Origin of the sequence: Rheinheimera sp. 1928-s (genome assembly GCF_029269265.1) — a bacterium.
GTDB lineage: Bacteria > Pseudomonadota > Gammaproteobacteria > Enterobacterales > Alteromonadaceae > Pararheinheimera.
In genome coordinates this window covers 18,895-32,412 of record NZ_JARIXP010000016.1, presented here as the reverse complement: position 1 = coordinate 32,412, position 13,518 = coordinate 18,895, and the positions used below count along the sequence as shown (strand labels likewise).

At 49.8% G+C, this 13,518-nt stretch carries 8 protein-coding genes and 1 rRNA gene; 8 read left to right on the top strand and 1 reads right to left on the bottom strand.

Annotation, left to right across the window (positions count from 1 at the left end):
* Positions 1-223, bottom strand: a 16S ribosomal RNA gene (locus P3C17_RS20865); the annotation flags it as partial.
* Positions 224-789: 566 nt separating this feature from the next.
* Between P3C17_RS20865 and P3C17_RS20860 the strand changes: the two genes are divergently transcribed.
* From P3C17_RS20860 to P3C17_RS20825, 8 genes are all read left to right on the top strand, one after another.
* Positions 790-2,169 (top strand): sigma-54 dependent transcriptional regulator, encoded by a 1,380-nt coding sequence (locus P3C17_RS20860; protein WP_300931199.1) that lies wholly within the window; start codon positions 790-792, stop codon positions 2,167-2,169.
* Positions 2,153-3,424, top strand: a complete 1,272-nt coding sequence (locus tag P3C17_RS20855) for a HAMP domain-containing sensor histidine kinase (protein ID WP_300931198.1) — start codon at positions 2,153-2,155, stop codon at positions 3,422-3,424. Before P3C17_RS20860 ends, P3C17_RS20855 begins: the two co-directional genes overlap by 17 nt.
* A gap of 225 nt (positions 3,425-3,649) precedes the next feature.
* On the top strand, positions 3,650-4,897 hold the full coding sequence (locus P3C17_RS20850; RefSeq protein ID WP_300931197.1) for an HlyD family efflux transporter periplasmic adaptor subunit: 1,248 nt from the start codon (positions 3,650-3,652) through the stop codon (positions 4,895-4,897).
* Between the two features lie 25 nt (positions 4,898-4,922).
* Positions 4,923-5,660 (top strand): ABC transporter ATP-binding protein, encoded by a 738-nt coding sequence (locus tag P3C17_RS20845; protein ID WP_300931196.1) that lies wholly within the window; start codon positions 4,923-4,925, stop codon positions 5,658-5,660.
* Between the two features lie 62 nt (positions 5,661-5,722).
* On the top strand, positions 5,723-5,956 hold the full coding sequence (locus tag P3C17_RS20840; protein WP_300931195.1) for a hypothetical protein: 234 nt from the start codon (positions 5,723-5,725) through the stop codon (positions 5,954-5,956).
* A 1-nt stretch (position 5,957) separates the two neighbouring features.
* Positions 5,958-8,438 (top strand): ABC transporter permease, encoded by a 2,481-nt coding sequence (locus tag P3C17_RS20835; RefSeq protein ID WP_300931194.1) that lies wholly within the window; start codon positions 5,958-5,960, stop codon positions 8,436-8,438.
* A 79-nt stretch (positions 8,439-8,517) separates the two neighbouring features.
* On the top strand, positions 8,518-11,004 hold the full coding sequence (locus P3C17_RS20830) for an ABC transporter permease (RefSeq protein ID WP_300931193.1): 2,487 nt from the start codon (positions 8,518-8,520) through the stop codon (positions 11,002-11,004).
* A 2-nt stretch (positions 11,005-11,006) separates the two neighbouring features.
* Positions 11,007-13,496 (top strand): ABC transporter permease, encoded by a 2,490-nt coding sequence (locus tag P3C17_RS20825; protein ID WP_300931192.1) that lies wholly within the window; start codon positions 11,007-11,009, stop codon positions 13,494-13,496.
* Positions 13,497-13,518 lie beyond the last annotated feature (22 nt).

Sequence of the window (13,518 nt, the reverse complement as noted above, 5' to 3'; positions counted from 1 at the left end):
CCACGTAGGCGCATCCGATAGCATGTGGCCCGAAGGTCCCACACTTTGGTCCGTAGACATTATGCGGTATTAACAGTCGTTTCCAACTGGTATCCCCCTCTATCGGGCAGCTTCCTACGCATTACTCACCCGTCCGCCGCTAGGTCCGAAAACCCCGCTCGACTTGCATGTGTTAGGCCTGCCGCCAGCGTTCAATCTGAGCCATGATCAAACTCTTCAATTAAAGTTTAATTTGCCACCGAAGTAGCTGCTCAGTATCACTGACTTAAAACATATTTCTATGTAAGTCACTTCACTGATATATATTCTTTGTGCGATTGCTCGCTGCAGAATCTAAACCGTGAGTGCCCACACAGATGATTGATTGCTTATTGTTAAAGAGCAGTGCTTCATTTCACTGAAGCGAAAGTCGTTTATAATCAACGCCTTTCAGTATTTGTTCACATCGACTTTTTGATTCGCATCAGTCCGTCGCATCGTGTGGAGCGCATTATAGAGATCTGAGACTAAGCCGCAAGATCTTTTTTGATAAAAGCTGTTCGACCGCTTAGTTTTTAACCGGATCCGGTTTTTATGCTTATTTCACGTACAAAATCTGCTTAAAAAACGGATCCTTCGCTGGATCCTGACGATCAAAGCATGCAGTGACAGGACTAAATGATCCAGTTTTTGCTTTGGCATCTATTTTGCTGATGCTTTTGCTATAGTGCCAGATATGCAATGAAGCAATAAGCTTAGCCAAGCTATATAGAGCCACTCTATATATAGAAGAAGATGGAGAAATTATAGATGGTGCAAACGCGCCCGGATTATCAGCCCCTGATCCTGCTTGTAGAGGATAATCGCGAAGTCAGACTTGCAGCCCGTTTTGTGCTGGAAGATCTGGGTTACAGCATTGAAGAACTGGAAAACCCTGTACAAGCCCGCGAATGGCTGCAACAACAACAACCGGATCTGATCCTGCTGGATATGAACTTTCAGCTGGATACCACTTCAGGTGAGGAAGGGTTGCGCTTCTTACGTTACCTGCAACAACAGGGTTATGACATTCCAGTCGTAGCTATGACGGCCTGGTCGAATACCACCTTAGTAGTGCAGGCGATGCAGGCAGGTGCCGGTGACTTTGTTGAAAAGCCATGGAATAACCAACGACTGCAGCAAATTTTGCAGCAGCAGCTGAAGCTGTCCACACTGACCCGACAGAATAAAGCCCTGCACCAACAGTTGTCATCGACCCCACTTGAGCTGGTCTGGCAAAGTTCGCAAATGCTGACACTGATGCAGCAGCTGCAAACCGTAGCAGCCACAGAAGCTAATATTCTGCTGACTGGCGAAAACGGCACAGGAAAAAGTCAGTTGGCACACTGGCTGCACCAGCATTCAGGCCGATCAGCCGGGCCTTTGATTTCAGTCAATATGGCCGCTATCCCAGAAGCTTTATTTGAAAGCGAACTTTTTGGCCATAAAAAAGGCGCTTTTACTGACGCCAAAGAAGCCAGGGCTGGCCGTTTTAGCTTAGCTAAAGGTGGCACTTTGTTTCTTGATGAAATCGCTACTTTACCCTTAGGGCAACAGGCGAAGTTGTTGCGTGTACTCGAGTCAGGCCAGTATGAAGCTGTAGGATCCAGTCAGACTGAACACAGCGATCTAAGACTGATTGCGGCAACCAATGCTGATTTTTCTGCCTTGATCCAAAATGGCCAATTCCGTCAGGATCTGTATTACCGCCTTAATACACTGGAATTTCGTATACCTCCTTTAAGAGAAAGACCTGCAGATATAGCTCCCCTTTGCCAGTTTTTCCTGCACAAACATGGCCAGCGTTATCATAAGACAGGCCTGACTTTGCATCACAACGCATTAAGCCGGTTACAACAGTATCACTGGCCTGGCAATATCAGAGAACTGAGTCATCTGCTTGAGCGCGCCGTGTTGTTAACTCAAAACAAAGAGATCTCACTCAAGGAGCTGACGTTACCGGATGAGCAGCTGTCTGTAGCAACACAAGCGGCAACTTTACCTTTGATGACACTGGAGCAGGCCGAACTGACCTTGATCCGTCAGGCATTACAACTTTGTCAGGGCAATAAACAAAAAACTGCTGAAAAGCTTGGTATTACCAAGTCGTCTTTATACCGCAGACTGGAAAAACATGGCCTGGAACTCTGACAGCATAGAAACGCAAAGCCGTAAGCAGTCACTGCTGATTGCTTTGCTTTGCTTGGCGTTGGCATCACTGCTTTGCTGGTTCTGGCCCCATTGGTGGGTTTGGCTTAGTAGCTGTTGTGCTTTTGTTTTCATTACCAGGTGGCAGCACTTCGTTAGACAGCAAACTATTGCTGCTTTTCGTCGTACCAGTGTGCAGTTAGAGGCGATGCAAAATCAGGATTACAGTTTGCAGGCTAAGGCTGTTTTTCAGAAAGGGATAGCAGCACAGCTACAGCTCCAGTTACAGCAGCTCAGCGAGCAGTTACAGCAACGGAAAAGCTATTTTGATGAACAACAGTTTTTGCTGTATCGGCTGATTGATCAGTTAAACACCCCTATTCTGGTGTTTGATCATAAACAGCAGTTGAGTTACGCCAATAACGAATTCAGCCATTTGTTTGGCCGCCCCTGGCAAAGTATGCGCCATGCGACGGCAGAAAGTTTGGGGTTGAGCGCCTTACCTCATTGGAATTTTGTCAATAAAGAAAAAGCAAAACAATGGCAGATCCGCCAAAGTCGTTTTTTGGATCAAGGCCAGCGTCACCAGTTGCTGGTTTTTATTAACATTCAGGCGGCTTTGCGGGAAACTCAGCTCCAAGCCTGGCAACAATTGATCCGGGTTCTGAGCCATGAAATTCGTAACTCACTGACGCCAGTACTCAGTTTGTCAGAACATTTGCAGCAGAAATTGCCACCAGGCCGTGATCAGGACGCTCTGGCCTTGATCCACGAACGCAGTCAGCATTTGCAGGACTTTGTCAGCCGTTATGCCGAACTGAATAAAGAGCTGCGGATCCAGCACCAGCAGATTAACGCCGGACAATTGTTTCACTCTTTGCAGCTGTTGTTTCAGCAGCATCAACTACAAGCCAGCGGTACAGAGCTGGTATTTAAAAGTGATCAGATGTTGTTGCAACAGGTGTTGATTAACCTGATAAAAAATGCCATTGAAGCAGGTAGCCCGGCAGGCACAGTGTTGTTGCATTTCAAGCTACAAAATCACAATCTTGAAATCCAGCTGTTGGATCAAGGCCCTGGCCTTAGTAACCAACAAGATTTATTTGTGCCATTTTACAGTACTAAACCCCAGGGTCAGGGCATAGGTTTAGCCTTATGCCGGCAGATCATTGAACAACTGGGAGGCGAATTGAATCTGACCAACAGAACTGACGGTATAACAGGCTCTTGCGCTACTTTATTCTTGCCGCAAGATTGATTCTTTTTCTCCATTTAAAAGTCCGATTCCGGACTCAAAGCGTCCGATCCCGGACTAACCCTTCACAACAATCAATAAATATTAATATAAATCAGAGCTTTACATGGTGGCATACCCTTTGCTCTATTGAAAAAACATAGCTGCGCCGATTTGAAGTGTCTCCCTGCAACAATTCGACGTGGCTGTGCTTAGATTCAACGATAAGAGGCAAGGCGGAAAATCAGTATGGATATAAAAAAAGAAAAAGCTGCAGCGCTCTGGAAGAAGCCAGTGTTAGTCGTTAGCGCACTGGCGGCTTTAGTCCTGATGGGTACTTTGTTTGCATCCCCTGGCTATCAATACAAAATTGAACAATCCGGTTTATTGCTGGGTACTGTGAAGCGTGGCGATCTGCAGGTCACAGTGGATGGTTATGGCGTATTGCGTTCAGATAAACAAAAGCTGATCAGCGCCTTAGCACCTGCCACAGTGGAAGAAGTGGTGTTAAAAGCCGGCGCTGTAGTGCAAGCAGATTCCATCATCCTGCGTTTAAGCGATCCGGAACTGATGCAGCAAATCGAAACAGCCAGCATGGCCACAGCACAGGAACATGCCAATTTCCGCCGTCAGCATTTAAACAACCAGCGTGACATGCTGACCGAAGAAGGCCGGTTTGCAGAATTAGATGCCCGCTATCAAATGCTGGTATTACGTCACAGCGCAGAAGCGGAAATGGCAGCTAAGGGCATAGTTTCACAGTTAAGTTTTCAGACCACAGTGCTGGAGAAATCTCAACTGGCACAACAAGTTCAGTTACAACAGAAGCGACTGGATCAGCTAAAGCTGGTCAATCAGGAAGCGTTGACCATTTCGCAAGAGCAACTGAATCAGGCGATAGCCCGCGAGCAACGTTTAAAACAGCGATTGGATCAACTGACAGTACGCTCTGGGATCGAAGGTGTGTTGCAACGAGTTCCGGTTGAACTGGGCCAAAGTGTAACTGCAGGTCAGGAGCTGGCATTGGTAGGCAGTGATAAAGATTTATTGGCTCTGGTGCGGGTATCCCAAAGCAAAGCCGAACAAATTCGGCCCGGCCAAAAAGCCCGTATTAATACCAGGCGTGAACAAGCTGATGCCGTGGTCAGCAGGGTAACGCCCCAGGTCGTCGAAGGCACTATCGAAGTGGAACTCACTTTTGTTGACGCTATCCCTGCCTCTGCCCGGCCAGAACTCAATATAGATGCACAGATTTTTACCGCTGAGCTGACGAACACTTTATACCTGGACCGTCCGGTGAATAGCCAAAGTCATAGCCAGACCAGACTGTTTAAACTGGATCCAAGCACTAATACCTTGTCCGCCACAGCAGTGCAGTTTGGCGACGAAGCCGGACGTTTTTTACAGCTACACCAAGGTGCCATTGAAGGTGAGCAATTTGTCTTATCCGACATGGCAGGATTTCAGGACGCAGACACTGTCAGCGTTGTGCGTTAAAGACTATTAAGCAAAGGAACTTTCTATGCAACCCCCAACTATCCTGATGCAAGGCATCACCAAAATTTTCGCCACAGATGAAATGGAAACCCATGCCTTACGGGGTATCGACTTACAGATTTCATCAGGCGATTTCGTCTCGATTTGCGGCCCGTCCGGTTGCGGTAAGTCTACTTTGTTATCTCTGCTTGGTTTATTGGATATGCCCAGTGGTGGCAGTTATCAAATTGAAGGCAAAGAAGTCAGCGGCTTAAGCCTGAGCGAAGCGGCCTTTATCCGCAATGAAAAAATAGGTTTTATCTTTCAGTCATTTAACTTAATAGATGAGCTGACTGTATTCGACAATATAGCCCTGCCCCTGCGTTATCGCCGCCAGTCTGTTGCTAAATCTGAAATTGAAGACCGTGTGATGGCTTGCCTGAAAACCGTAGATATGACCCATAGAGCCGGTCACAGACCTAACCAGTTATCCGGTGGTCAGCAGCAACGTATTGCCATAGCCCGCGCTTTAGTGGGTAGCCCGGCGTTGCTGTTAGTCGATGAACCTACAGGTAACCTGGACTCCAAAAATGGCGACGCCGTGATGGATATGTTGTGTGAACTGAATAATAACGGCACCACCCTTTGTATGGTGACACACGACCCACGTTATGCCGATATGGCAAGCCGCAAGTTGCACCTGCTGGATGGGCGTATTCTGGATAGTGACGGCACACCTATGCAACAACACACCACAGCTTTACGCCAGATTGCGGCTCAGTAACTGTGTTCGTAGCGGCCAGCCGCAGCATTGCGCAGTACAAGCTGCCAAACAAGGAGTGAAGGATGCAACTCAGCCGACTTTTTACCTGCGGTATTAGCTTAAGCCTATTGATCAGCTTACTGAATTTGTTGCCCACCTTACGAAGTGTCTGGCCATTGCAAAGCAGCTGGCTGTTGCTGGTATTCGGTTTATTACAATTAGTGTGTCTGCTGGTTTTTGCGCTGTTGGTTTCACTGCTGGAACAGAACCAAGGACAAATCAATGCCAGTCGGATATCTCCGGCACAAGGACAATAAGATGATTTCTCGCAGAGACTTCTCCACTGCACTTTATAGGCTTAGCAAAGCCAAAGGGTATGCCGCCACTGTGGTACTGACGCTGGGTTTAGCACTGGGTTCATTGGTCGCCATGTTTAACCTGAATTATCAAATTTTAGCTGCGCCGCTGCCTTATGCTGATGAAGATCAGTTAATGGTGGGTAGCACGGCTTGGTTGGAAAAAGATGGATCTGTGATGTATCCGCGCGTGCTACCAGTCAGCGTTTTCCGTCAGCTTTACCCCAAACCCTCAGAGCATTTAAGCGATCAGGCGTTATTTAGCTTTTCATACGTTGGTATGACGCTGCGGGATCTAGCGAACAGCCCACAAGTACAGATTGCTTACACCACGCCAGGTTATATGCGGATGTACCAGATGCCGTTATTACATGGCCGGGCATTTAGTGCGGATGAAGATGTCGGCAGTCACCAAGCTGTGGCTGTGTTGAGTGAAAAAATCTGGCGCGAACACTATCAGGCTGATCCGGCCACAGTAGGACGCACAGTACAGATAGGCAATCAGTCATTTAAAGTGATTGGCATTACCGCAGCGACTTTCCGGGAGCCTGCTCTGACAGGCCCGGCCCGCGTGAATGACATCTGGTTACCCTGGGATTATGCGCCTGGCGCGAATGCGAGCCCAGGCGATGTCAGCGGTGCCCACTTTTATCTGGCGAAACTGAAAGACGCCGGTGCGCTTCAGGTCTTCGAGCAAGAGTTAAGGCCACAAATTCAGCAAAAATTTCAGGAGGCAGTTGCGGCCATACCCGCTCAGGCCGGGCGCACTGCGCGCTTTCATGCCGAACCACTGCGGCAGATGATGGACGGGGACAGCAGTAAAGCAACACTGTCGATGCTGATCGGCAGTGTGCTGTTATTGCTGATCGCTGCAGCTAATATTACCAACTTATTATTGTCCCACGCCGCCCGCCAGCAACGCAGCATGAGTATTCAGGCAGCACTCGGGGCGCAGCGACACCATTTATTGGGCTCTGTGTTGGCTGAACTCACTTGGTTACTGACAGCAGCGCTGCTGGTCGCTTTTGTCGTAGCCGAAGGTGCTTATGCGTTGTTGTGGGCTTATGCTGGTACCACTCTGCCGCGACTGACAGAACTGGGTATGGACTGGCCGACTTTGGCTTTTGCGCTGTTGGTCAGCCTGCTGCTGGCTCTGGGATTTGCGACCCTAATCAGCCGGCAAATCAACTATCAGGCGCTGCAACAAAACCTGCAAAGCAGTGGCAAAGGCAGCGGCGTGCAAATCAGCGGCCGTACCCGACAGTTGTTGATTGGCGCTCAGGTGATGCTGGCAGGCCTGTTGCTGATTTGTAGTGCACAAGTGCTGTTGCAGTCGTTACAACAACTGCGCCAGCACGTAGGTTTTACCAGCACTGATCGCTATCAAATTACCATTGATGATATGACCCCTGTACCGGACGCCAGTTTACCGCTGGAGCAACGACGCGCTGTATATCGTCAACAAAAGGACGAGCTGATGCAGGTGCGTGATATTCTGCAACAACATCCGGCGGTACAGACAGCCTCAGTCAGCAATTATCCGCCGATTTCTTTTGATGGTTATTATGGTTCGGCAAGTTTTATAGCCTCGCCAGACAGCCCGACTCAACTGCTGTTCAGCCGTGCGGTTTACACCGATCAGTTTTATCTGCCGCTGTTTGACATCAAATTAGTGCAAGGCCGTAACTTCACGGCACAGGAAATCAGCTCACAAGCACTGGTGGTGATCATTAATCAGGCACTGGCACTGCAGCTTCGACCCGATGGTAATGTGGTTGGCCAGCAGTTGTATTCGCCGGATGGCAGCCTCGCATTTGAGATTATTGGCGTAAGCCTTAATCATCAGTTGCCGGATCTATGGTCACCGCACGAGACAGGCCGCAGTTACTTAACCCGCAATCTTGGCACTACAGCCAACCTGCAATTGCAACTGAAACCAGGTATGCAGATTGACAAAACCGCTATCAACCAGGCAATGGCGCAAGTCTCTGCCAACTATAGGGCGGCCAATATCTATAGCATTGCAGATAATATCGACAAGGTGCGGCTGCGTAACTATCTGACAGCTGCTGCGACTACCACTCTTGTGCTGCTAAGTTTCCTGCTTGCCGCTATAGGTATTTATGGCGTGCTGAGTTACAGCGTGCAGCAGCGCCGCTTTGAACTGGGTGTGCGAATGGCGATTGGTGCCCGGCCTGCCACCATTTTGCGTCAATTGTTGGGTGAAAACCTGAAACCTGTTTGTGCTGGTTTAGTACTGGCGGCATTGCTGCTGGCAATTCTCTGGCTTGGCCTGCGACAAACAATGTTCACAGTGGAACTGTCAGCTGGCGGTTTTGCGCTGCCACTGACGCTGATAGTGCTGTTAACAGTACTGACATCGTTGTTGTCAGTCTGGGGCATTATCCGAAAACCCGCCATTTATGCGTTACAAGGACAATAACCTGATGGTTGCTTTGGCATGCCTCACATTAATAATAAACCGCATCCGCCAACAACTATAAGAATAAGGATTCAGCACTATGTTTGTATATCAGCTCAAAACAGCCTGGAAAAATTTGCACAGACGTCGGGGTTTTGCCCTCAGCATTGTGCTGACGATGAGCATCACTCTGGGCATTTTATTAAACGCCGCAGGGCTGTTTTATTATCTGGTGTTGCAGCCCTTACCTTATCCTGAGTCGGAGCAGCTATATAAAGTAGAACAACTGCAGATTGATAAGTCCGGCCTGCCCAATGTGAATGCCTATGGTTATGCCAGCTTGATGCATATGTATCAGCAGCAACAGCAAGATCAGGCCCTGTTCTCCAGTGTCGGCCTGGCTCACTATGATGATGAAGTCTTGGTGTCACACCCTGATCAGCCCAAACTCGCTACCAGTTATATCACGGCTGATTTTTTCCGGACTCTGGGGGCAGGGCCTCATCTTGGCCAGTTGTTTCAGCCCGTTAGCAATCCAGATCTGGCTGAACCTGTCGCTGTGCTGAGTTATACGGTGTGGCAATCCTTGTTTTCTGCCGACCCCGACATTATTGGCAAAGTGCTCAGCATTCGTGGCAACAGCTATAAGGTAGCTGGAGTGCTATCGGCTGATTTTACCGAGCCTGAACTTTCTCAATCCGGGCGAGAAACGGCCATCTGGCTACCCTGGCACTTTAACCCCGCGACTGAGTCAATCCGCAGTCGCTGGGGAGATAGAGCGAATCCGCGAATTTTTATTGGCAAACTCAAAGCGGATATCCCGGTTCAGCAAGCGCAGCAGAGCCTGACCGATCTGGTCGATCGAACCTGGCAACAAGAAGTTGCAGCCATCCCCTTTTATCAGGGTTGGCGGGTTGAGATGAAGTTCAGCAGCTTGCGTCAGGTGATCTTTGGCGACAGTAATCTGGCGGCTTATCTGCTGCTGGCAGGTGCTCTGGCTTTATTACTGATCGCCACCGCCAATATCGCCAATTTGTTATTAGCCCGAGTGGCAGAACGGAATAAAGAGCTGGCACTGTGCGCGGCTCTCGGTGCCAGGCCAGCACAAGTTCGTTTGGTCCTGTTGAGTGAAATCGCAGTGCTGATGGCACTCTCTGCACTGGCTGGCTGGGGCATTTCACTGATCGGGAGCTGGTTTATCCGACACAACCTGCCTGATGTATTGCCATTATCCGGTTATGACAGCATCGGCTATACCGCCTTGCTGCTGGTGATTGTATTGATGCTGGCGCTGGCCATGTTGTTTGCCTGGTGCAGTACAAAACTACTGAGCCTTGGCAAACTGAGTGGTGGTCAGTTAAATTATCGACAGTTGCAAAGCCATTTGGCATCAGGCGGCAAAGGCAGTACTGCACAGATCCCGCGTTCTGTCAGACAGGCGCTGGTGTATAGTCAGGTCGCAGTCGCTGGCTTCTTATTGTTGGTTAATCTGACATTTTTACTCAGTGCGGTCAGTAGCATTCGCGATCAGCAGGTTTTTACCACTGCGGATCTGCTGAACCTTGATGTCCGGCTAAATACACCTCAACCACTGGTACCTGAACAATATAATGCCGTGCTCAGTCAGCTCATGACAGAACTGCAACTATTGCCACAAGTTGACGCGGTAAGCCGCGCTATGTCGCCTTTGGTCAGTGCCAGCAATACCTGGTCACTGATTGATGAGCGCTCGCAAAAAACTGTGTTACCACAGGCTCAAATTGTGGATGAGCATTTTTTCCAGGTGACAGCCCAATCCTTGCTGGAAGGGCATGATTTCAGCAAACAGCAAGTACAAACCGCTGACAAAGTGCTGATCATTAATGATGTGCTGGCCAGGCATCTTTATCCGGACGGTTCGGCTGTTGGCCAACGGTTGTCTTTTGATTTGAGCGCTGGTGCGGATGCTTCATTTGTTATTATTGGTGTGGTGCAAGGCCTGAAAAAACCCGGTGAGGCGACAGTGCCGCCCCGAGTTTATCGGCCCATGTACAGCGGCAGCAGCTTTACCATCATGCTAAAGCCAGGGCAACAACTGCTGAAACATCAACTGATGGCTACACTGCAGCACGTCAGCGATATGCTGGTGATTTATCAGTTGGACTCATTAGAACAGCAAAAAGCCCGCTTGCTGAAAAGCCAGTATCTGACCGCAGGGGCTGCCATTGTGCTGACACTATTGTCACTGTTGCTGGCGGCTATCGGATTGTATGGGGTTATTCATTATAACGTTCAGCTGCGTACCAGTGAGATTGGCATCCGGCTGGCGCTCGGGGCCAACAAACATTATATAGTCCGCCTGTTCCTGCGTGACAATGCCCTGCCGTTTTTGGCTGGCTTACTGAGCAGTATTTTGTTGGTGTTGGCTATGCGTGGTTATCTGCACCTGCAAGTTCAGCACACCATGGAACACTATCTGTTGGAATTATTGCTGCTCAGCACAGGTTGTTTGCTTGGCCTGTCGTTGTGTGCTTTGTTGCTGCCGCTGCGAAAGTGTTTACAGCAGTCAGCAAACCAGCTAATCCGCTCGACTCAGGAGGGAACTTAATCATGCTGCAATCCTGGTTCAAAACTGCGAAGATACTGCTGCTACGCCAGCAGCTGTATGCGCTGACAATCATACTCACCATTGGCCTGACGCTGGGTGCTTTGGTCGCCACTTTTAACTTAAATTATCAGCTGTTTATGGCACCGCTGCCCTACCCGGATGCCGAACGTTTGCAGTTAGTGCGCGGGAGCCAGTGGCAGCAAGACAAGCAGGTTTCAGCCGAATGGCTGCCGGCGCAAGGACAATTGGATATTTACCGGCAAGATTGGCCGGAAGTGGAAACTAAAGCACTGCACAATATCAGCATTGATGTGGCGCAAAATCTGCCCGGCAACCCGTCTTTTAATCTGGGATATGTCACACCGGAATTTTTGCCGATGTTTGACGCGCCGCTGGCGCTTGGCCGCCACTTAAGCCCGAATGAAGGGTTGGACAGTCAGGTGCCGGTGACAGTACTAAGCTATCAGGTCTGGCAACAGCATTTTGCTGGCGACCCGGCGGTACTTGGCAAAACCCTGCAATTTCGTGGCGTGTCTTTTACTGTGGTGGGTGTGTTGGCAGAGCGTTTTGTCGAACCGGTGCTAGCCGCGCCTGGCTGGTCGACCGATCTTTGGCTTAGTTACGATTTTCATGATATGGGCACGCCAAATTGGAGTTTTAACAGCAATCAAATCCATCTGCTGCTCAAACTCAAAGCTGACGCCAGTCCAGCGCAGTTAGCCCATAGTTTTGAACAATGGGCTGCACCGGAATTTGCAGCAGCCAACCAGAGCAATGCGTTTTTGAAAAATAGCTCGGTGCGCTGGCGTCTGGAGTCGGTGCGTAGCCGGATTTTGGGTGATGCTGCTGGTTTGAGCCTGAGTTTATTGGCAGGCAGCATACTGCTTTGCGCAATTGCCATCGCCAATATAGCCAATCTGGTGCTCGGCCGAGCCATGGCACAACAAAGATCCTTGACCATTCGGATTGCGCTGGGTGCGCGGGCGTCCCATCTGTTTCGCCAATATCTGTTGGAATTTGCGGTATTGGCCATTCCGGCTTTGCTGTTGTGCCTGAGTGTGGCAGAGGCTTGTTATCAAAGTTTACAAGCAGGTTATGCCGGGCCGTTACCGCGGCTGCAGGAGCTTAGCAGCGGAGCTTTGAGTGTGCTGTTTGCGATTGGCCTGTTGATTGTGCTTTGCCTGACGCTGGCGCTCTGGCTAACCCGACAACTGAACTACCGTCAGCTACAACAAAGCCTGCAACAAAGTGGCAAAGGTTCAGCAGTGCAGGTATCCGGGCGAACCCGCCAATTGCTATTGATGTCGCAAACGCTGTTTTGTTTGGTTACCTTGATTTATTGCAGCCAGATTTTTGTGCAGGCGCTCGCCAAACTGCGCCAGCCGTCCGGGCTTGATTTACAGACCTATCAGGTGGCGCTGACACAAGGCTCCTTGCTGGCAAGTTCACAAATTGAAGAGCGCCGGCAATTGTTTGTACAGGCCGCTGAAGCGGTGAAAGCGCAAAGCAACGCGACCCTTGTCGGCGTCGGTGGTTACCCGCCTATCTCTTTTTGGCAAGCCGGATTTACCATGTCATCGGTCAGCCAGCACGCCGATCAATCCGCACCTGCGCCAACTTATCGCTATAGCGGTGACGCTGAGTATCTGGCAGCACTCGGGCTTTCCTTGCAAAGTGGCGAAACATTCAGCCCGCAACAAGTGAAAAATCAGGAAAGCGTGGTGCTGATAAGCCAAAGCCTGGCCCGTCGACTGGCGGCTGAGTTGAATCAAGGGACTGACAGCAGTGCTAACAACAATAGCAGCATGCTGGACAAACCTTTGTACCTGCGCGGCGCCACTACGCCAAGCCGGATCATTGGTGTGGTCAGCGATCTGACGCTGCCCGGTCAAGCCGATAGCGCCGCGGTTTACACCCCGGCGACGCCACCGGCCTTTCCACATTTGTTGGTCCGGCTGCCGGATGGCCAAAGCCTTAGCCGTGATCTGGTGAATAAGGCGTTGGCGCAAGTACATCCACAACTCAAAGTATTCCGTTTTCATTCCAGTGCTGAGATTTTTGGCACCCATACCCAGGATGCCAAAGTCGCAACTGTGGTGACTGCAGCCTTATCAATACTGGCGTTGGCACTGGCAGGCCTCGGCATTTTCGCGGTTATTCGCACGCAAATTCAGCTGCGCCAATATGAACTGGCGGTACGCCAATCCTTAGGTGCACGGCCACAACATTTGCTGCAATTAACCTTAGTCGACAGCTTAAAACCACTGCTGTGGGCAGTATTGCTGCTGACGGTTGGTTATAGCCTGTTGCAGCTGAGCCTGAATTTTGGTTGGGTCTTTGGTTTTGCAGAGCTGCTGCAAATAGCCCCGCTGAATGCAGCATTAGCGCTTTTGACAGTGCTACTGCTCACCACGCTGATTGTTGTTGGCTGCGTGCGACCTTTATTAACAAAACCGGTGGTGCACGCTTTGCGTGGCACTGCTTCGAATTGAAGTTAATAAGTTAAGAAATGAA

What these genes read in the sequence shown, in the direction of transcription:
- P3C17_RS20855 (WP_300931198.1), top strand. Translation starts at nt 2,153, where the DNA reads ATGGCCTGGAACTCTGACAGCATAGAAACGCAAAGCCGTAAGCAGTCA.
- P3C17_RS20840 (WP_300931195.1), top strand. Translation starts at nt 5,723, where the DNA reads ATGCAACTCAGCCGACTTTTTACCTGCGGTATTAGCTTAAGCCTATTG.
- P3C17_RS20850 (WP_300931197.1), top strand. Translation starts at nt 3,650, where the DNA reads ATGGATATAAAAAAAGAAAAAGCTGCAGCGCTCTGGAAGAAGCCAGTG.
- P3C17_RS20830 (WP_300931193.1), top strand. Translation starts at nt 8,518, where the DNA reads ATGTTTGTATATCAGCTCAAAACAGCCTGGAAAAATTTGCACAGACGT.
- P3C17_RS20860 (WP_300931199.1), top strand. Translation starts at nt 790, where the DNA reads ATGGTGCAAACGCGCCCGGATTATCAGCCCCTGATCCTGCTTGTAGAG.
- P3C17_RS20825 (WP_300931192.1), top strand. Translation starts at nt 11,007, where the DNA reads ATGCTGCAATCCTGGTTCAAAACTGCGAAGATACTGCTGCTACGCCAG.
- P3C17_RS20835 (WP_300931194.1), top strand. Translation starts at nt 5,958, where the DNA reads ATGATTTCTCGCAGAGACTTCTCCACTGCACTTTATAGGCTTAGCAAA.
- P3C17_RS20845 (WP_300931196.1), top strand. Translation starts at nt 4,923, where the DNA reads ATGCAACCCCCAACTATCCTGATGCAAGGCATCACCAAAATTTTCGCC.